18 protein-coding genes are annotated in these 19,122 nt (G+C 73.9%); 6 read left to right on the top strand and 12 right to left on the bottom strand.

The features are described 5' to 3' along the window. Positions 1 to 57: 57 nt before the first annotated feature. From ACN6LM_RS10795 to ACN6LM_RS10785, 3 genes are all read left to right on the top strand, one after another. A complete protein-coding gene (locus tag ACN6LM_RS10795; protein ID WP_445065103.1) occupies positions 58 to 648 on the top strand; it encodes a TetR/AcrR family transcriptional regulator in 591 nt (196 codons plus the stop codon). Between the two features lie 151 nt (positions 649 to 799). Next, on the top strand, positions 800 to 1,192 hold the full coding sequence (locus tag ACN6LM_RS10790) for a ribonuclease domain-containing protein (RefSeq protein ID WP_445065102.1): 393 nt from the start codon (positions 800 to 802) through the stop codon (positions 1,190 to 1,192). 73 nt (positions 1,193 to 1,265) lie between these two features. Next, positions 1,266 to 1,652, top strand: coding sequence for a barstar family protein (locus ACN6LM_RS10785; protein WP_445065101.1), 387 nt, complete (start codon positions 1,266 to 1,268; stop codon positions 1,650 to 1,652). 12 nt (positions 1,653 to 1,664) lie between these two features. Here ACN6LM_RS10785 and ACN6LM_RS10780 read toward each other — a convergent pair whose 3' ends face one another. The 9 genes from ACN6LM_RS10780 to ACN6LM_RS10740 form a co-directional block, all read right to left on the bottom strand. Continuing rightward, positions 1,665 to 4,010 (bottom strand): M9 family metallopeptidase, encoded by a 2,346-nt coding sequence (locus ACN6LM_RS10780; protein ID WP_445065100.1) that lies wholly within the window; start codon positions 4,008 to 4,010, stop codon positions 1,665 to 1,667. A 224-nt stretch (positions 4,011 to 4,234) separates the two neighbouring features. Further along, entirely contained in the window at positions 4,235 to 4,924 is a 690-nt protein-coding gene (locus tag ACN6LM_RS10775) for a GntR family transcriptional regulator (RefSeq protein WP_445065099.1), read from the bottom strand. 69 nt (positions 4,925 to 4,993) lie between these two features. Further along, positions 4,994 to 5,995, bottom strand: a complete 1,002-nt coding sequence (locus tag ACN6LM_RS10770; protein WP_445065098.1) for a proline racemase family protein — start codon at positions 5,993 to 5,995, stop codon at positions 4,994 to 4,996. Between the two features lie 14 nt (positions 5,996 to 6,009). Then, complete coding sequence (locus ACN6LM_RS10765) at positions 6,010 to 6,918, bottom strand: dihydrodipicolinate synthase family protein (RefSeq protein WP_445065097.1); 909 nt, start codon at positions 6,916 to 6,918, stop codon at positions 6,010 to 6,012. Positions 6,919 to 6,955: 37 nt separating this feature from the next. After that, positions 6,956 to 8,383 (bottom strand): FAD/NAD(P)-dependent oxidoreductase, encoded by a 1,428-nt coding sequence (locus tag ACN6LM_RS10760; protein WP_445065096.1) that lies wholly within the window; start codon positions 8,381 to 8,383, stop codon positions 6,956 to 6,958. Further along, positions 8,364 to 8,699 carry a (2Fe-2S)-binding protein gene (locus ACN6LM_RS10755; protein ID WP_445065095.1) on the bottom strand — a complete coding sequence of 112 codons (336 nt, stop codon included), beginning with the start codon at positions 8,697 to 8,699 and terminating at the stop codon, positions 8,364 to 8,366. Before ACN6LM_RS10755 ends, ACN6LM_RS10760 begins: the two co-directional genes overlap by 20 nt. An 89-nt stretch (positions 8,700 to 8,788) precedes the next feature. Beyond that, the gene (locus ACN6LM_RS10750; protein ID WP_445065094.1) at positions 8,789 to 9,955 is read right to left on the bottom strand and encodes an NAD(P)/FAD-dependent oxidoreductase; all 1,167 of its coding nucleotides are present in this window, start codon (positions 9,953 to 9,955) and stop codon (positions 8,789 to 8,791) included. A 70-nt stretch (positions 9,956 to 10,025) separates the two neighbouring features. Continuing rightward, positions 10,026 to 11,768 carry a pyruvate dehydrogenase gene (locus ACN6LM_RS10745; protein WP_445065093.1) on the bottom strand — a complete coding sequence of 581 codons (1,743 nt, stop codon included), beginning with the start codon at positions 11,766 to 11,768 and terminating at the stop codon, positions 10,026 to 10,028. A 113-nt stretch (positions 11,769 to 11,881) separates the two neighbouring features. After that, on the bottom strand, positions 11,882 to 13,378 hold the full coding sequence (locus ACN6LM_RS10740; protein ID WP_445065092.1) for a protein phosphatase 2C domain-containing protein: 1,497 nt from the start codon (positions 13,376 to 13,378) through the stop codon (positions 11,882 to 11,884). Positions 13,379 to 13,646: 268 nt separating this feature from the next. Between ACN6LM_RS10740 and ACN6LM_RS10735 the strand changes: the two genes are divergently transcribed. Then, positions 13,647 to 14,624, top strand: coding sequence for a helix-turn-helix domain-containing protein (locus ACN6LM_RS10735; protein ID WP_445065091.1), 978 nt, complete (start codon positions 13,647 to 13,649; stop codon positions 14,622 to 14,624). A gap of 49 nt (positions 14,625 to 14,673) precedes the next feature. Next, positions 14,674 to 15,156 carry a DUF456 domain-containing protein gene (locus ACN6LM_RS10730; RefSeq protein ID WP_445065090.1) on the top strand — a complete coding sequence of 161 codons (483 nt, stop codon included), beginning with the start codon at positions 14,674 to 14,676 and terminating at the stop codon, positions 15,154 to 15,156. On the opposite strand, the gene ACN6LM_RS10725 is transcribed toward ACN6LM_RS10730, so the two are convergent. Beyond that, on the bottom strand, positions 15,081 to 16,508 hold the full coding sequence (locus ACN6LM_RS10725; RefSeq protein ID WP_445065131.1) for a DNA-3-methyladenine glycosylase 2 family protein: 1,428 nt from the start codon (positions 16,506 to 16,508) through the stop codon (positions 15,081 to 15,083). The genes ACN6LM_RS10730 and ACN6LM_RS10725 overlap by 76 nt on opposite strands. Before the next feature lie 71 nt (positions 16,509 to 16,579). Then, on the bottom strand, positions 16,580 to 17,749 hold the full coding sequence (gene rsgA, locus ACN6LM_RS10720) for a ribosome small subunit-dependent GTPase A (protein ID WP_445065089.1): 1,170 nt from the start codon (positions 17,747 to 17,749) through the stop codon (positions 16,580 to 16,582). Between the two features lie 317 nt (positions 17,750 to 18,066). Here rsgA and ACN6LM_RS10715 point away from each other — a divergent pair, with 317 nt between their 5' ends. Then, on the top strand, positions 18,067 to 18,567 hold the full coding sequence (locus tag ACN6LM_RS10715; RefSeq protein ID WP_445065088.1) for a DUF5949 family protein: 501 nt from the start codon (positions 18,067 to 18,069) through the stop codon (positions 18,565 to 18,567). 106 nt (positions 18,568 to 18,673) lie between these two features. On the opposite strand, the gene ACN6LM_RS10710 is transcribed toward ACN6LM_RS10715, so the two are convergent. Continuing rightward, the gene (locus ACN6LM_RS10710; RefSeq protein ID WP_445065087.1) at positions 18,674 to 19,084 is read right to left on the bottom strand and encodes a rodlin; all 411 of its coding nucleotides are present in this window, start codon (positions 19,082 to 19,084) and stop codon (positions 18,674 to 18,676) included. Between the last annotated feature and the right edge of the window lie 38 nt (positions 19,085 to 19,122).

Below are 19,122 nucleotides of genomic sequence, written 5' to 3'. Positions count from 1 at the left end.
CGCTGTCCCCTGAGGCACCATGAGGAGCCAGAGATTCCGTAAGCGGGGGCCGCGTCGATGAGTCCGAAGCAACAGCGCGGGGAGGCCACGGCCGCCCAGGTGCTCGACACCGCCCTGGAGCTGTACGCGGCCCAGGGCGAGGCCGGCCTCACGCTGAACGCCATCACCTCGGCCAGCGGCGTGAGCGCGGGCAGCATCTACCACCACTTCGGCAGCCTTCAGGGCGTGGTCCTCGCTCTCGCGCAGTCCTGGCTGGGCCGTCTCCTCGGCGAGGTGGTCGAGGCGATGGAACAGGTCACGGACGCGCGCGGCGGCGTACACGCGCTCACGGAGGCGTACCTCCGCTTCGTCCAGGCGCATCCGGACGCGGCCCGGCTGATGCACTCCGTCACCGTCGACCGCGAGGCCATCACGAACGCGCGGCAGCTCCGGGGTGCACAGGAGGCCCGGATCGCACCGCTCGCCGCCTGGCTCCGAGCGCACCAGGAGTCGGGCGAGCTGGTCGCGCTGCCGCTGCCGGTCCTGGAGTCGCTGATCCTGGGTCCGGTGACGAGCATCGCGCGGCGCTGGCTCGCCGTGGGTGACATCGACATCGAGGAGGCCGTCCGCACGGTCCCGTATCACATCTGGCGCTCCGTCAGCCCGTGAGCCGACCCCGGACTTCCGTTCGAGCGCCGCACGGCCGTGGCACTCCGGAGCCCCCCGGGGGCGGGGTGTGTTCCCTCTCCACGGTTAACTCTCGAAGAATTCACCCTGGTTGGCGTTGACGCGGCGCTGTCTACGCGCGTCATCATGGAGCATGCGAATCCCCCCACGGATCACCACGCTCGGCGGCGCGGCCGCCCTTCTGTCCGCTCTCCTCGTCGGCGGCCCGGTCACGGCCACCGCTTCGGCGACGACCGCATCGGTCGGCAGCGTCTGCTACTCGGACCTGCCGTCCCAAGCCCACGACACCCTGGACCTCATCGACGCCGGCGGCCCGTTCCCGTACGACCAGGACGGCACCGTCTTCCAGAACCGCGAGGGCGTGCTGCCGTCGCAGAGCACCGGCTACTACCACGAGTACACCGTCATCACCCCCGGCTCCCCGACGCGTGGCGCGCGGCGCATCGTCACGGGTGAGGAGAGCCGGGAGGACTACTACACCGCCGACCACTACGAGACGTTCGACCTGGTGGACCACGACTGCTGACCACTCCCCCCGCCCGGGTCCGCGCCGCAGTCCCCCACCTGCGGCGCGGACCCGCACCAGTAGGGTCGTCCCCATGACCGTGACCTATGTGCTCGAAGGCTCCCTGATCACCGGCCTGGACAGCTTCTGGACCGTGGTCGGCGAGGCGGTGAACGGGCCGGGCGGCTACTTCGGGCGGAATCTCGACGCCTTCGCGGACTGTCTGAGCGGTGGCATGGGTGCGCCGGACGACGACTTCGTCTTCGAGTGGCGCGACCACGCCCTGTCCGCGAGCGCGTTGGGGCACGCGGAGACCGCCCGCCATCTGGAGCGGCTGGCCGCCCGTGCGCATGAGAGCAACCGCAGCCGCCTGCGCGAGGAGTGTGCGCAGGCGGCTGCGGGGCGCGGTCCGACCCTCTTCGACCGGCTGGTGGAGATCATCCGGGACCGGGCGGGGCCGGACGCGCTGCGGTTGCTCTGAGGGCGTGCCGGGTCAGTAGCTCGTCGTGACGCTCACCTGCCCGAAGTCCTGCGCGCCGTACAGGCTGATGTAGTGCGCGCCGGCGGCCGGGTGGTCCACCGTGAGGGTGTGCGCGTTGCCGCTGCCGGTGGCCTTGGCGGTGTACGAGCCGGTGGTCGCCCAGCCGGTGGTGCTGTAGTAGAGGTCGGCGTCGCCGGTGCCGCCGCCGGTGGTGACGGTCAGCCGGTCGGTGCCGGCGGGTACGTAGAGGTACAGGTAGGCGTAGTCGCCCCGGGTGGCGTGCTGCCCGTCGCGGGCGCAGTCCTGGCCCAGTTCGCGGGTGTCGGTGCCGGGGCACTGGGTGGTGGGCTCGGTCGGCGGGTCGGTGACGGTGCCGCAACTGCCCGCTGCGCACGCAGTGAGCCAGGCGGCCCAGTCGGTGTCGTACCGGCTGCCGATGGCGGCGGTGAGCAGGGTGCGGGCGCCGTTCCAGTCACCGGCGCGGTACAGGCCGAGGAGCTTGTCCACGTCGGCGCGGTGCGACTGGAGCATGAAACGGACGGCGAGGTAGCCCCAGTTGTAGACGCGGGTCTGGTCGGCGTTCTCGTAGGTGGTGTCGAAGAGGGTGCGCAGGGCGTAGGTGTGCGCGCCGGCCTCGGTGAGAGCGTCGTCGTAGACGACATCGCGGTACGAGTAGGAGACGTACTCCGCGAAGCCCTCGATCCACCACACGGTCGGGGTGGTGACTCCGGCGGCGAAGTCACCCGCCATGTCGAACCGGCCGTCGAGGTAGTGGGTGTACTCGTGGTTGAGGTTCCAGATCTGGAAGTCGGGCCGGACCCACTCGGCCTCGTAGGCGATGAACCTCGGCTGGTTGCCGGCTGCCGAGGGGTCGCCCTCCAGGTACATCCCGCCGTTGTCGGTGTCGATGCCGTAGATGGCGCCGGCGTAGGTCTGGTAGTCGGAGCTCGAGTCGAAGACGACGACCTCGATGGTGGCGTTGCGGTCACCCGCGACGGGCCCGCCGTCCCTGGCGACCCGGTGGAAGTAGGCGTCCTGGCCGCGCAGGCTGGTGCACGCCTCGGTCAAATCGTCCGAGGACATCTGCTGGGCGAGGATGCGGATGCTGTCGCTGCACGTGTACGAGATCGGCAGGACGGCGCTCCTGAGGCGGGCGGCCAGGTCGCAGGTGCCGTACGCGGAGCAGTTCGCGCTGTCGTAGTAGTCGGCCATCTCGGCGAGGCCGACCCAGAGCGGCGCGGTCCGCCCGGTGAGTGAGGAGCGGCCGAGGAGGTCGATGACCAGCGGTTTCGCCGTGGGGCGCAACGTGTCCTCCTGGAGGAAGCGGGCCAGCTCGCGGCCCGCGTTGGAGGCCAGGTAGGACTGGTCGGTGCCCAGCAGGTCCAGGTGGTCGCGGGCGAAACCGGCGAGCGCGCCGAGCAGGCTCGGGTCGGCCTCGACGGCGCTGACGAACGCGGGCAGCTGGTGGCCCCGGAAGGTCACCGTGAAGACGTTGTTGACCGCGTTGAGCATGTACCAGGAGCCGTTGTACGTGGAGTCGTAGCCGGCCAGCAGCCGCTTCACGACGGACAGGTAGCGGGCGTTCTGCTCGGCGCTGTCGATGAGGACGACGGCCTCGGCCAGGGTCTCGCCGTTGGCGTCGGTGACGTCGCGGGAGCGCGCGGAGGCGAAGAAGGCGTCCAGGCCGCCCTGGACGGCGGTGCGCAGGGCGGTGCCGTACGAGCCGACGGTGCCGGGGTCGTAGTACTGCACGTAGTACCCGGCCCGGAGGTAGAGCACCAGCTGGGGCATGCCGGTGCTGCTGTCGCCGGGGTAGGCGGCGGATCCGTCGCGCAGGGCGTTCGCGACGGTGACCATCTGGGCTTCACGGAAGGCGCGGTAGCCGTCGTCGCCCTTGACGGCGAACAGGGTGTTGACGCAGTCGCTGGTGGACGCCTTGATCTGCTGGACGAGGGCGCCGCCGGTGCGGTTGACGAAGTCGGCGACGGAGCACGTTGCCGCTCGCGCCCGGGACTTCACCTTCATGGAGGGGGCCGGGTGGCTCGGGCGGGTGGCGCGAGGGTCGTCGTAGTCGCGCCGCAGCGCGTCCTTGGAGGCGCTGAGCGGGGCGCGGTCGGCGGGGCTGAGGGCCGCCTCGCCCAGGTGGGCCGGGTCCTGGGCGGGCGCGGTGGCGGCCCGCGCGGCGGGGCCACCCGGCTCGGGCGGCGCCTGGACGGCCGCCCGGTGAGCGGCGGCAGGGGCGGCGGGCCGGGGCTCGGCGGCGGGGGCCGGTGCGGCGAGCATGCCGATGCCCAGCCAGGCCGCCAGGGCCGCGGTGGTGAGTCCGGTGACTCTCTGTCGGGCCGTTCGTCTCTTCACGTGCCGCCTCCCAGCGGTGTGGTGGCCGCGCGCCGTTGCGCGGCCGTGGGGGGGTGGCGCGGTGAGGCCGGACGGCGGGCGACCGGAACGGTCAGCTAAATGACATGAACACGACCTCAAGCGCGCCCTCAGTACAATGGCACATGTCACATGTCTTTAGGAAGCGGCCGTGACGACATGGCCCGGACGGGTCAACGCCGTTGGCTAAGCGGGAGGTTGAGGCGCTACGCCCGGCCCACCGGTTCGCCCCGGCGGCCGTCTGCCCACAGCGAGCGGACGTGCGACATGTGGCCTAGCATGCAGGATTCCGCGCCCTCGGCGTCCCCGGCGACCACCAGGTCGAGCAGTTCGATGTGCTCCTCGGCCGACGCGGTCAGCTGCCCGGACTCGGAGAGCCGGTTCAGCCCGAAGAGCCGCGAGCGCTTGCGGAGTTCGCCGACCTCCTCGACCAGCCGCCGGTTGCCGGCCAGCCCCAGCAGGGCGAGGTGGAAGCGCCGGTCCGCCTCCAGGTAACCGAGGATGTCGTGCCGCCGGGCGGCCTCGACGATCTCCTCGGCGACCGGCCGCAGCGCCTCCAGCTCGCGCGTCAGCCCCATCCGCGCGATCCGGCCGACCGTGGGCACCTCGATCATCGCGCGCAGCTCGGTGTAGTCGTCCAGGTCCTGGTCGGTCAGTTCGGTGATCCGGAAGCCCTTGTTGCGGACGGCCTCGACCTGGCCCTCGCGGACCAGGTCGAGCATCGCCTCACGGACGGGGGTGGCCGAGACGCCGAACTGGGCGGCCAGCGCGGGCGCCGAGTAGACCGTGCCGGGCCGCAGTTCGCCGGAGACCAGGGCCGCCCGCAGCGCGTGTGCCACCTGGTCGCGCAGGTGCTCGTGGGCCGAGATGGCGTTGAGCGACGTCAGGCGGGCCATGTCTGTTCCTCCAGCACCGTGCGGAGGGCCAGAATACAATGTCACGTTGGACCTGGACCCGGCGCGGGCTCACAGCAGGAAGCCCTCCGGGAAGGGGTCGTCCGGGTCCAGGAAGTACTGCGCGGTCCCGGTGATCCAGGCCCTTCCCGTCACCGTCGGGACGACGGCGGGCAGCGCGCCCACGGCGGTCTCGCCGACCAGCCGGCCGGTGAACCGGGTGCCGATGAAGGACTCGTTGACGAAGTCCCGGTCCAGCGGGAGTTCGCCCCGGGCGTGCAGCTGGGCCATGCGCGCGGAGGTGCCCGTGCCGCACGGCGAGCGGTCGAACCAGCCGGGGTGGATGGCCATCGCGTGCCGCGAGTGCGCCGCGTCGGAGCCGGGCGCGATCAGCTGGACGTGCTTGAGCCCGTGGATGGCCGGGTCCACCGGATGGACCGGCCGGTCGGCGGCGTTGACGGCCTCCATCAACGCCAGCCCTGCCGCAAGCAGTTCGCCCTTGCGTGCCCGGTCGAACGGCAGGCCCAGGTCCTCCAGCCGCACCATCGCGTAGAAGTTGCCGCCGTAGGCGAGGTCGTACGGCACCTCGCCGAACCCGGGGACCTTCGCGGTGAGTCCGAGCCCCGCACTGAAGGCCGGGACGTTGGTGAGGGTGACGGAGGTGGCGGCCCCGCCCTCGACTCGGACGTCCACGGTGACCAGCCCCGCCGGGGTGTCCAGCCGTACGGTGGTGACCGGTTCGGTGACCGGGACCATGCCGGTCTCCACCAGCACGGTCGCCACCCCGATCGTGCCGTGCCCGCACATCGGCAGGCAGCCGGAGACCTCCATGAACAGCACCCCGAAGTCGGCGTCGGCCCGGGTCGGCGGCTGGAGGACGGCCCCGCTCATCGCGGAGTGGCCGCGCGGCTCGTACATCAGCAGGGTGCGCACCGCGTCCCGGTGCGCCAGGAAGTACGCGCGGCGCTCGGCCATGGTGGCGCCGGGGAGTGTGCCGATCCCGCCGGTGATCACCCGGGTGGGCATGCCCTCGGTGTGCGAGTCGACGGCGTGGAAGACGTGGCGGCTGCGCATCGTGCCTCCCCCTCTCAGTCCAGGCCCTCGGCGAGTGCCTTCTCCGTCGCGGCGCGTACGGCGGCCAGGGCGTCGGCGTCCAGCGGCAGACGGGGCGGCCGGGTGGGCCCGCCGTGCCGGCCGACGATGTCCATGGACGCCTTGATGGCCTGGACGAACTCCGGCTTGGAGTCCCACCGCAGCAGCGGGTGCAGCCGCCGGTAGAGCGGCAGGGCCCGCTCCAGGTCCCCCGAGACGGCCGCCCGGTACAGCTCGACACAGCCGCCCGGCAGCATGTTGGGGCAGCCGGCGATCCAGCCGACCGCCCCGGCCAGGGCGAGTTCGAGCAGTACGTCGTCGGCGCCCACGAGCAGGTCGAGGCCCGGCGCCTCCTCCGCGATCTCGTACGCCCTGCGGACGTCGCCGCTGAACTCCTTGACCGCCACGACCGAACCCTCCGCGTGGAGCTGCCCGAGCAGCCGGGGCGTCAGATCCACCTTGGTGTCGTACGGGTTGTTGTAGGCGACGACGGGCAGCCCGGCCGCCGCCACCTCGGCGTAGTGCGCGCGGACGGCCGCGTCCTCGCACGGGTAGCCGTTCGGGGGCAGCAGCAGGACGGACCCGGCCCCGGCGTCGGCGGCCTCCTCGGCGCGGCGACGGGACTGCGCGCTGTCGTACGAGGAGACGCCGGGCATCACCCTGGCCCCGTCCCCGGCCGCCTCGACCGCGACCCGCACGACCTCCCGGCGCTCCCGGTCGCTGAGGGTCTGGTACTCCCCCAGCGAGCCGTTGGGCACCACCCCGTCGCACCCCGCGTCGAGGAGGTCGCGGACGTGCGCGGCGTACGCGTCGAAGTCGACGGACCGGTCCTCGCGGAGGGTGAGCGGTGTGGCGACCATGACCCCCCGCCAGGGGGCACCGGTGCGGGTGGGCTCGGCTGTCATACGGGCTCCTTCGGGGTGGGTACGGGCGTACGGGGGCTCAGACGTCCTCGGACCGGGCGGCCCGGGCGAGCGTGGCGAGCGGGACCGGGCAGGCGAGCGGGCGCCGGTCGGGAGGCGCTTCGCCGTCGGGGGCGGCCAGGGCGCGGACGGCGAAGCCGCACGTGTGGCCCTGGCACCAGCCCATGCCCGCCCGGGTGAGCAGCTTGGCCGTGCGGCCGTCGCCCGCGCCCAGCTCGGCGACGGCGGTCCGGACCGTGCCCGCGGTGACCTCCTCGCACCGGCAGACCTCGGTGTCCGGGGCGAGCCAGCCGGTCCACCCCGGCCCCGGCCGGTGCACTGCCCCCATCAGCGCGGCGAACCCGCGCATCCGGCGCCGGCTGCGGCGCAGCGCCCCCGCGCGGGGCCGCGCCCGGCCGCCCCGGACGTCGGCGATCACCGAGAGGGCGGCCGACTCGCCCTCGGCCAGGGCCAGTCGGACACCGCCGACGCCCCCGGTCTCGCCGGCGGCCCAGACTCCGGGCACGGTGGTGCGCAGCTGTTCGTCGACCTCCAGGGCCGCCGAGCCGTCCGTGCCGGTGCGGGTGGCGCAGCCGAGGCCGAGGGCGAGGTCCAGGTGCGGCACGAGTCCGTGGCCTACGGCGAGCGCGTCGCAGTCGATGCGCCGCCCGGTCCCCGGCACGGGCCGCCAGGCGCGGTCGATCCGGCTGACCGTGATCCCTTCCACCCGCTCGGTGCCTTGGACGGCGGTGACGGCCCGGCGCGTGAGCATCCGCACCCCGTGCCGGGCGAGGCCGGCCCGGTGGCGGGCGCCCTCCGCGAGCCGGTCGGGGTTCGCGGCCAGGACCCGGGGGGCACGGGCGTACGCCCCGTAACCGGCGGCCTCCACCAGGGCGGGCACCCGGGCCCCGGCCCTGGCCAGGGAGAGGGCGACGGCCTGGAGCAGCGGACCGCTTCCGGCGACGACGACGCGCCGCCCGGGCAGTACGAGCCCCGACTTGAGCATCGCCTGGGCCCCGGCCGCGCCGACCACGCCGGGCAGGGTCCAGCCGGGAAACGGGAGTTGGCGTTCGACGGCGCCCGTCGCGAGCACGAGGCGGCGGGCGCGCGGGGCGGCTCCCTCGCCGCCGTCGGGGCCGGTGAGCGCGTGCAGGGTCCAGTCCTCGCCGGTCCGCGTCACCGCCCAGACGTGGTGGCCGGTGAGGTGGCGCACCCGCCCGGTGGCGCGGTGCCGGTCGAGGCGGGCGGTGAGCGCGGTGAACGTGTCCCAGCCGTGGTGCAGGGCCTCGGGGCGGGTGGCGCCGAGACCGGGGGCGGGTGCGCGGTAGTACTGGCCGCCGGGGGCGTCGGCCGCGTCGATCAGCAGCACGTCGAGCCCGGCGTCGGCGGCGGTGACGGCGGCGGCGAGCCCGGCCGGGCCCGCGCCCACCACGGCGACCTCGGCGCGGTCAGGGGCGGGGTGCGGCATGTCCGTTCCCTTCCTGGGTGGTGACGGCGTCACCGGGGCGGGCGGGCAGCAGACAGGCCCGCAGGTTCGGCCGGCCGTTGACGGTGGCCAGGCACTCGAAGCAGGAGCCGATCCCGCAGAAGGCTCCCCCGGGCCGCCCGCCCCGGGTGGTACGCCAGCTGAGGACGGAGGCGGCCCACAGCACGGCCGCGATGCTCTGGCCGGGCAGGGCGGGGACCGGGCGCCCGTCGAAGGTGATCTCGAACCCGGTCCCGGGCTCGGCACCGGCAAGCCCGGCCGGGGTGCGGGCGGGGTCACGTCGGCGTGCTCGTCTCACCGGGGCTCCTGTCGCGTGGATCGGGCGGTACGGGGAGGGGCGGGCGGCTTGGGGCGGTACGGGGGCGGCGGCTTCGGGGAGCAGGCGGCTCACCCGCCTCCGGCGTCCGTCACGAAGCGGTCCGGCCGGAACGGTTCGGCGTCCAGGGGCGGGGCCTCGCCCCGGATCGCCGCCGTGACCAGGGCCGCCGTCGCCGGGGCGAGTCCGATGCCGGCGCCCTCGTGCCCGCAGGCGTGGAAGAGGCCGGGGACCCGGCGGTCGGGGCCGATGGCGGGGAGGTGATCGGGCAGGTACGGGCGGAAGCCGTGGTAGGCGCGGAGCACCCGGGCGGTTCCGAGGACCGGGAAGAGCGCGGCGGCCGCTTCGGCCAGTCTGCTGATCACCGGCACGGACAGGGTGCGGTCGAAGCCGACGCGTTCGCGGCTGGCGCCGATGAGGACGGGCCCGGCGGGGGTGCCCTCCACGACCGGTGACGTCTGAAGGGCGGCCGACGCGCTGGACACATCGGCCACGTACTCGGCGGCGTACACCTTGTGCCGGATCAGCGGCGGCAGCGGCTCGGTCACCAGGACGAACCCGCGCCGGGGCAGGACGGGCAGCTCCACGCCCGCCAGCGCGGCGAACTCCCCGCCCCGTACGCCCGTCGCGTTGACCACGGCCGGGGCGAGCAGGTCACCGGCCCCGGTACGCACGCCGCGCACCACGCCCGTGGGTCCGGTGAGCACGGCGGTGACCGGGCGGCCGGTGTGCAGGGCCGCTCCGGCGTCGCGGGCTGCGCGGATCAGGTGGGCGGCGGCGAGGGCGGGCTGGACCTGGGCGTCCTCCGGGTAGAGGACGCCGCCCGCGAGGCCGGGGGCCAGGTGCGGTTCCAGCTCGGGCAGTTCGTGCGGGGCGACTGCCGTGGTGCGGACCCCTGCCCCGCACTGTCCGGCGGCGGTCGCGGTCAGCGTCGCGAGGGACCGCTCGTCCGCCGCGACCACGAGGCCGCCCTTCCGCTCGTACTCGACCGCCCCGGGCAGGACCCCGGACAGCTCCTGCCAGAGGGCGGCGGAGAGCCGGGCGAGGGCGAGTTCGGGTCCCGGCGGCTTGTCGGATACCAGGAGGTTCCCCTCCCCCGCCCCCGTGGTGCCGCCGGCGACCGGTCCGCCGTCCGCCACCGCGACCGAGAGGCCGGACCGGGTGGCGTAGTACGCGCAGGCGGCGCCGACGGCACCGGCTCCGACGACGACAACATCCAGAGGCTGTCTCGTGAACACGGCAGTAATATGTCACATGGCTCTGAGGGTGCCAAGGGCTCGCGTGCGGCCCTTTTGACACTCGATCAGTTCACGGCCGGGGTACGTTCCGGAGGTTGGAGCGGGCCATCTGGAGCATCCGGCCCACCCCGCCGTCGAGCACGATCTTGCTGGCGGACAGGGCGAAGCCGGTCACCATGTCCGCGCTGATCTTCGGCGGGATGGAGAGCGCGTTGGGGTCGGTGACGACATCGACCAGCGCCGGGCCCTTGTGCTTGAAGGCGTCCTTGAGGGCGCTCGTCAGCTCCTTGGGCTTCTCGACGCGGACGCCGTACGCCCCCGCCGCGCGCGCCACGGCCGCGAAGTCCGGGTTCTTGTTGGTCGTCCCGAACGACGGCAGGCCGCCGACCAGCATCTCCAACTCGACCATGCCCAGCGAGGAGTTGTTGAAGAGGACCACCTTGACCGGCAGGTCGTACTGGACGAGGGTCAGGAAGTCGCCCATGAGCATGGTGAATCCGCCGTCGCCGGACATCGAGACGACCTGCCGGTTCCGGTCGGTGAACTGGGCGCCGATGGCCTGCGGCAGCGCGTTGGCCATCGAACCGTGGCTGAACGAACCGATGACCCGCCGCTTGCCGTTGGGCGTCAGGTAGCGGGCCGCCCAGACGTTGCACATGCCGGTGTCCACGGTGAACACGGCGTCTTCGTCGGCGAGTTCGTCCAGCACCGAGGCCACGTACTCCGGATGGATCGGGACGTGCTTCTCGACCTTGCGGGTGTACGCCTTGACCACGCCCTCCAGGGCGTCGGCGTGCTTCTTGAGCATCCGGTCGAGGAACTTGCGGTCGTTCTTCACCTTCACCCGGGGCGTCAGACAGCGCAGGGTCTCGCGGACGTCGCCCCAGACGGCCAGGTCCAGCTTGGTGCGCCGGCCGAGGTGTTCCGGCCGCACGTCGACCTGCACGATCTTCACGTCGTCGGGCAGGAAGGCGTTGTACGGGAAGTCGGTGCCGAGCAGGATCAGCAGGTCGCACTCGTGGGTGGCCTCGTAGGCGGCGCCGTAGCCGAGCAGCCCGCTCATGCCGACGTCGTACGGGTTGTCGTACTGGATCCACTCCTTGCCGCGCAGGGCGTGCCCCACCGGGGACTTGATCCGCTCGGCGAACTCCATGACCTCGGCGTGGGCGCCCGCCGTGCCGCTGCCGCAGAACAGCGTCACCCGCTTGGCCTCGTCCACCATCCGGCACAGCTTCTCGATCTCGCCGTCACCCGGCCGCACGGTGGGGCGCGAGGTGACCAGGGCGTGTTCGGCGGACCGCTCGGGGGCGGGCTGCCCGGCGATGTCGCCCGGCATGGTCACGACGCTCACCCCGCCCTGGCCGACCGCGTGCTGGATGGCGGTCTGGAGCAGCCGGGGCATCTGCTGCGGGTTGGAGATCATCTCGTTGTAGTGGCTGCACTCCTGGAAGAGCAGCTCGGGGTGGGTCGCCTGGAAGTAGTTGAGGCCGATCTCGCTCGACGGGATGTGCGAGGCCAGCGCGAGTACGGGGGCCATCGAACGGTGGGCGTCGTACAGGCCGTTGATGAGGTGCAGGTTGCCGGGCCCGCACGACCCGGCGCAGGCGGCCAGGTCCCCGGTGATCTGCGCCTCGGCGCCGGCCGCGAACGCCGCCGTCTCCTCGTGCCTGACCTGGATCCACTCGACGTCCGCGTGCCGCCGCACGGCGTCGACCACCGGGTTGAGGCTGTCCCCGACGACCCCGTACAGGCGTTTGACGCCCGCCCGGGCGAGGATGTCGACGAACTGCTCCGACACGTTCTGCTTGGCCATGGGTGACGCACTCCCTCTGCCTGTGCTCCGTGCACGTCCGGCTGTCCGGGACGCGGGGCGCCAAACCCCGGCCCGGACGGTTGTCCGGATCCATCAACCCATGGTGTGCGCCGTTACGCCTCCCAGACGCCGACCGCCGTCCGGTCGTCCGCGTACCCCTTCACCCGGATACCGGTGTCGGCCAGGAACGCCCCGAGACCCGGCGCCTCCGCGGGGGACCAGCGCGTGGCGAGCTCGGCGGCCAGCTCCGGTTCGCCGCGCAACGGATCGGCGAGCCCCGCCCCGCACAGCAGCAGGGTGTCCCCCGGCCGGGCGACGGAGGCGCGGAAGCGGAACGGTTCGGCAGGGGGCGGGAGCGGGTCCTCGACGAACGGGGCGGGGCCGGTGGCGATGCCGAGGTCCATAGTCAGCCGGTCGCCGTCCGGCCCGCTCTCCGGCGCGGCGGAGCCGAAGCCGACCACGGGCTCCCCGCTCAGCGCGGCGCGCGGCGGCACCGCCGGTTCCAGGTCGTGCCAGCTGCCGTCGCGCAGCCGGAAGAGGCCGCCGGCGCCGATACCGAAGAACACCCGGGTGCGGCATCCGGGGTCGGTGGACAGCAGCAGGCAGCGCAGGCTCGCGGTGTACGCGTCCGGTTCCATGCCCAGTTCGGCGGCGCGGGCGCGCAGCTTGCCGAAGGCGCGGTCGGTGAGCCGGTGGAGCCCGGACTTCAGGTCGGCCCGGCGGCCCGCCCTTATGTCGTCGGAGAGCCGGGCGTGGCTGCGCCCGACCGCCTCGCCGATCCAGTGGCAGGCGTCCGCCGCCGCCGTGTACGCCCCCTCCCCGCCCCGGGACGCGCCGGCGACGGCCACCAGCACCAGCGCGTCCTCCCCGCTCCCGAAACGCGTCGTCAGCAGCGCGTCGCGGCGCGGCTCGCCCCGGAACCTTGCCGAGTCACCGCGTACGGACGCGGCACGCAGCGTGTACGTCCCGTACGTGGCACCGTCCAGCACCGTGTCCGGGACGACGCGGTCCAGCTCGTACGGGTCGGCGGCGGGCAACGCCGTGGGCTCGGCGTCGTAGGTGGGCGGCCGGCCCCCGACGTGGGCGACCAGGGGCCGGGGCGCCTCGGCCGACTCCCCCGACGCCTCCTCGGCCGCGGGCCCGTCCGCCCCGGTCCGCTCGGTGACGGGCCGCCCGGGCAGCGGGGGCGCGGCGGGCACGCGGGGGTCCTCCGAGGCGGGTGGCCCGGGGTTCGGCGGCGGGGGCTCGGGGGCCGGCGGCCCCGGAAAGGTACGCGGCCGCACCGGCCCGGTCACCGGCTCCCATGGGGCTCGGTCCGGCGTCCGCTCCGCCGACGGCGCGCGGGCCTCCGGGGCCGGCGGGGTGTCCGGCGGGGTGTCCGCCGGCCGGGTGACGGCCACCGGCCGCGGCTCCTCCCTCGGCGCGGGTATCCCACCCGGCCTCGCGTGAGCCGCGCCCCTCCCGGACGCCACCGTGTCCGACGCCGAGTCGAAGCGGTCGTCGAGACTGTCGGCCGTGCCGTTCGCCCCGGTGTCCGGGGCGGGTTCGTCGTACAGCCTGCGCCACCAGTCGTCCTCGTGGGCCTCGGGCCTCTCCCCCTGCTGACTCATGTCCTTATTGTCGACCGCGGGGGCCGTACGAAAACGGGCATCCGGAAAATGGGTCCGCCGGGCACCCCCACCCCCCACGGGAAGGGCGCCCGGCGGACCGGTCCGTCGAGCGGGGGCCGACCGGGGCCGCCGGCGTCGCTGTGCCGCCACATTGGCAGAGTGGCGCACGGTACGGCGATGATGTGCCGTGGCGAGATCACGCCGTGGCGACTTTTCGCCACGCGGGTACGCCGAGACGCGTACGCACTGGTCCGGGGAGGGGTCGGGGATGCTGGCAGCCATAGGTCTCGACGAGCGGCAGGAGTCGGCCTACCGCGCACTGGTGGCGCTGGGGGCCGCGGAGGTGTCCGACCTCTCGCACCGGCTGGCGCTCCCCGAGCGGGACACGGAACGCGCGCTGCGCCGGCTGGAACAGCACGGCCTGGCCGCCCAGTCCTCCGCCCGCACGGGCCGCTGGGTGGCGGCGCCGCCCGGGGTCGCCCTGGGGGCCCTGCTCACCCAGCAGCGCCATCAGCTGGAACAGGCCGAGCTGGCGGCGGTGCTGCTCGCCGAGGAGTACCGCGCCGACGCCGCCGAACCGGCCGTCCACGATCTGGTCGAGGTGGTCACCGGGGCGAGCGCGGTGGCCCACCGCTTCCACCAGCTCCAGCTGGGTGCGACGAGCGAGGTGTGCGCGCTGGTCACCGGGAAGCCGATCGCGGTCAGCGGCCTGGACAACGAGTCGGAGGAGGAGGCGGCCACCCGCGGGGTCTCGTTCCGGGTGGTCGTGGAGCGTGAGGTGCTGGGCCTGGAGTCCGGGCTCGTGGAGCTGTCGGCGGCGCTCAGCCGGGACGAGCAGTGCCGGGTGGTCCCCCGGGTCCCGACGAAACTGGTGATCGCCGACGGGGCGCTGGCCATGGTGCCGCTGACCGGCCGGGGCGCGGAGCCCGCAGCGCTGGTCGTGCACGCGTCGGGGCTGCTGGAATCGCTGACCGGGCTCTTCGAGGCGGTGTGGCGGGAGGCGATGCCGCTGCGGCTCGGCGAGAGCGGCGCGGTGCTCGATCAGCCGGGCGGACCGGACCCGACCGATCTGGAGATCCTGTCGCTGCTGCTGGCCGGCCTGACCGACGCGAGCGTCGCCAAGCAACTGGACCTGGGTCTGCGGACCGTGCAGCGCCGGGTCAAGGGCCTGATGGAGCTGACCGGCGTCTCCACCCGGCTCCAGCTCGGCTGGCACGCGTACGAACGGGGCTGGGTGGCCCGCTGAAGCCTGGTCCGAACGGGCGGGACCCGGTGGGCTCGGGCACGCTGGTCAGATGGGTGTGTGGCAGCTCGTCGCCGTCGGACTGGTCATGCTGCTCGGCCTGATCGGTGTGCTGGTGCCGGGCGTGCCGGGGCAGGCGATCGTCTGGGCCGCCGTCCTGTGGTGGGCGCTCACCGACATGACCCCGGCCGCGTGGGCCGTGCTGATCGGGTCCACGGCGCTGCTCCTGCTCAACCAGGCCCTCAAACCGCTGCTGCCCCCACGCCGGCCCCGTGAGTCGGGGGCGCCGCGCCGGACGCTGCTGCTGGGCGGGCTCGGTGCGATCGTCGGCTTCTTCGTGCTGCCCGTCGTCGGCGCGGTCGTCGGATACGTCGGAGTGATCTTCGGGGCGGAACGGCTCCGCCTCGGCAGCCGGGGCGCGGGCTGGGCGTCGGTCCGCTCGGTGATGCGGGCGAACGGCTACTCGGTACTCGTGGAGCTCTTCGCGTGCCTGCTGGTGACGGGCGCCTGGCTGGGCGCGCTGATCTGGGGCTGAGCCAGTCGCCGGGCCCGCCGCACACCGTACGACCGCCAGGGGCGCCAGCCGGCCGCGCCGGGGACGCCGTACGGGTCCACGTCCGGGTCGCCCAGTCCGCGCATCCGGATCAGCGCGGCGGTGGCGGGTCCGATGCCGGGCAGCCGGCGGAGTCCCTCCTCGGCCTCGTCGCGGTCGGCGCCCGCGTCCAGGCGTACGGTGCCGTCGGCGAGCGCGGTCGCCAGGGCCCGCAGGGCGGGGTCGTCGGCCGCGTCGGCGAGCACGGCCGGTTCGGGGAAGACGTGGGTCAGCGCGCCGCACGGCACGTCCAGCGCCTTGCCGTACTCCTCGACCAGCTCCCCCGCCGCAGCGTCGCCCACCAGGGCACGCACGGCGAACTCCTCGGCGTCGGCCGCGCCCGGCGAGCGCACGCCCGGCCGGGCCGCGACGTCCGGGGCGAGCGAGGGGTCGGCGGCCAGGAGCTCGTCCACCGCGTACGGGTCGGCGTCGAGGTCGAAGAGCCGGCGCAGCCGCTGGACGGCCGTGGTCAGGTCGCGCAGATCGGTGAGGTGGATGCGGGCGTCCAGCCACTTCCCGGCGGACCGTTCGTCCACGGAGGTGACGGCGGTGCCGTAGGGGAGGCGCAGCGTGCGCCGGTAGGTGCGGCGGCCGGGCTCCCCGGTGATCTCCTCGACGCGGGCGACCGGCCCGGCGGCGAGCAGGTCGAAGACGTCGCCGGCGGCGTACGGCCCCCGGTGGGCGAGCCGGAGCGGGATGCCGGTGGTGCCGGCCCGGCGGACCGCGATGCCCAGCCCCGTACCGGCCTCGGCGCGCAGGGCGCTCGGGGTGCGGGCGTAGATCTGCCGGACGGTGTCGTTGAACTGGCGCAGGCTGCCGAACCCGGCCGCGAAGGCGATCTCGGTGACGGGCAGGGCCGTGGTCTGGAGCAGGACCCGGGCGGTGTGGGCGCGCTGGGCGCGGGCCAGGGCGACGGGTCCGGCGCCCAGTTCGGCGTTGAGCTGGCGCTGCACCTGGCGGGAGCTGTAGCCGAGCCGGTGGGCGAGCCCGGGGACGCCTTCCCGGTCCACCACGCCGTCGCCGATCATCCGCATGGCGCGCCCGACGACGTCGGCCCGGACGTTCCACCCGGCGGAGCCGGGGACGGCGTCCGGGCGGCAGCGGCGGCACGCCCGGAAGCCGTGCGTCTGGGCGGCCGCCGCCGTCGGGTAGAAGCGGACGTTCTTCCGCTTGGGGGTGACGGCGGGGCAGCTCGGCCGGCAGTAGATGCCGGTCGTCTCGACGGCGAAGAAGAACTCGCCGTCGAAACGGGCGTCGCGGCTGCTGACCGCCTCGTATCTGGTCTCCTCGTCCATCACAGCGTCCAGTGTGCGCCCTGCCGGGCGCCGTGACTCGCGGTTTCCGGACATGGACCAGGGTGGTCCCGCTACCGGATCCGGCCGCGCTTGGCATCCATGGCGGCCCGGCCCTCGGCCCCCTTGCGCTTCCAGTCGCGCCGGATCTCGGCCCGGACGCGGGCGTCGGTCTTGGCGACGATGCGCTGGTTCTCGCGCTGGAGCTTGCGGTAGCTGTCGAAGCGGCGTTCGGGCAGCGTGCCGTCCTCGATCGCCTCCCGCACCGCGCAGCCGGGCTCCGCCTCGTGGGCGCAGTCGTGGAACCGGCACTCCTCGGCCAGTTCCTCGATCTCGGAGAAGACCTGACCGACGCCGACCCCCGCGTCCCAGAGGCCGACCCCGCGCAGTCCGGGGGTGTCGATGAGGACCCCGCCGGAGGGCAGCACGAGCAGGTTGCGGGTGGTGGTGGTGTGCCGGCCCTTGCCGTCCACGTCACGGGCGGCCTGGACCTCCATCACGTCCTGGCCGAGCAGCGTGTTGGCGAGGGTGGACTTGCCGGCGCCGGACACCCCGAGCAGCACGCTCGTACCGCCGGAGACGATCGCCGAGAACACGTCGATGCCCTCGCCGGTGGTGGAGCTGACCGGGAGCACCTGCACACCGGGCGCGACGCGCTCGATGTCCTGGACGAGGTGGGAGAGGGTGGCCGCGTCCGGGACCAGGTCGGCCTTGGTGAGGACGACGACCGGTTCGGCGGTCCGCTCACCCGCCCCGGCGGCGTCGCCGAGCAGCGCGTCACCGCCGGAGCTGGACATGGCGAGGGCCAGGAACCGCTCGACGCGGCCCAGGTCCAGCTCCACGGCCAGCGAGACGCAGATGACGATGTGGTCGACGTTGGTGGCGAGCACCTGGCCCTCGGAGCGCTTGGACGAGGTGGAGCGTACGAAGGCGGTGCGCCGTGGCAGCAGTGTGCGGACGAACCGCGGGTCGCCGTCGGCGTCGACGGCCGCCCAGTCACCGGTGCAGATGATCCGCATCGGGTCGCGCGGCACGACGAAGGCGGTGTCCGCCCAGATCGTGCCGTCGGGCGTGACGATGTCGCAGCGCCCGCGGTCCACGCGCACCACGCGTCCGGGCACCAGCCCCTGGGCGGCGTACGGGGCGAACTCGGCGGCCCAGTCGTCGTCCCAGCCGTACGCGGCGAGCGGGTGCGAAGCGGTGGAGAGGGAGGAGGAGAAAGCGGAGAAGGACGGGAGAGACAAGGGAAACCCTTCACAGGGTGGCCCGGCGGTGCGCGCGGGGGCGCGAAGAGGTCAGCCGGTGGCCACGGAGGTGACAAAGAGGAACTTCGGCTCGTGGGCAGCGCCCACCGCAACGACCGTCGTCAATGTCCTCACCTCCGCATGCGTCCAGGTCCGGTACCGGCGGCAGATCCGCCGTCCGTCTCGTCGCAGACCTTAGCCCCCGGCGGTCCGGCGGTTCAACGGATTATTCCGCGCGGGCCCGGTTGGGGCAGTCATCCCCCGATCGGGTGATACGCATGGAGTTCGACCGGTCGCGGACGGTTAGGGTGCCGCACATGACCTCCCCCCAGACAGCCACCGGCACGTTCACCCAGGCCCAGTTGGGCACCCTCACCCTGATCGGCTGGAGCGGCGAGTACCGGCAGAGCGGGCGCGACGCCGCCTTCCTGCTCGCCTACTCGCTGGGCGACGGATCGGACGGCCCGGCGGCCGGCGAGCACGCCATGCGGCTCGCGTTGCAGCGCAGCGGACTCACCGTCGGCGGTGACGCGGTGCGGGCCGACGAGACGCCGGGGCTCCCCGTGAAACTCCTCGTCCAGGCCGGCCAGGCGGTGCTGACGCTGCCCCACTTCACCGCGCAGTACCCGGTGCCGCCCGAGTGGCTGGCGGCGGCGGCCGAACAGGGCGAGGTGCACGCGATGTTCGCCACCCGCCCGTGGCCTCAGGGCGCGCCCGGCCTCCCGGTCGGCGAGGCGGAGCTGCGCGCGTTCGCCGGTGACCCGGACGTCATCGCGACCTCCGCACACTGCGTGCTCCCGGTGCGCAGCCTCCGCTGATCCGGCGCCCACGGAAGAGGCCCACCACCTGGTGAGGGTGGTGGGCCTCCGTCATGCCTTGCGCGCCCACGCCGCACAGGACGGACGGCGCGGGCGCGGTGCGCGATCAGTTGTTGGCGACGCCGTTCCCGGAGAGGACCGGGATGTCGTCCACCAGGTGCGACAGGGGCTCGTCGCCCTTGGCCTGGGTGGAGTTGTCGGCGCACTGCTGGTTCTGCGGCGAGGACAGCACGTCGATGTCCTGGACCGCGACGGGCACCAGCAGGCCCACGAGGGAGCCCACGTTGGCCTTGACGGGCGCGCCCACGCACAGCTTGTTGAGCGAGCCCTGGATGAGCTGCGCCTGCGGGCTGCCGTCGCCCCGGGTCACGCTGTTGCCGAACGAGCTGGCGGCGCCGTTGCCGTTGACCGAGGTGGTGCCCCCGTCATTGCCGATCGCCATGGCCGAGGGGGCGGCGGCGGCCGACAGGCCGACCAGGGACACGGCCACTGCCGCGCCGGCCATCATCTTCTTCATCACGCTTCACCTTTCGGAGCGTTCCGCTCTGGAACGTA

The sequence above is a fragment of the Streptomyces sp. SAS_281 genome (assembly GCF_052542855.1).
This window is presented reverse-complemented; position numbering and strand designations above follow the sequence as displayed.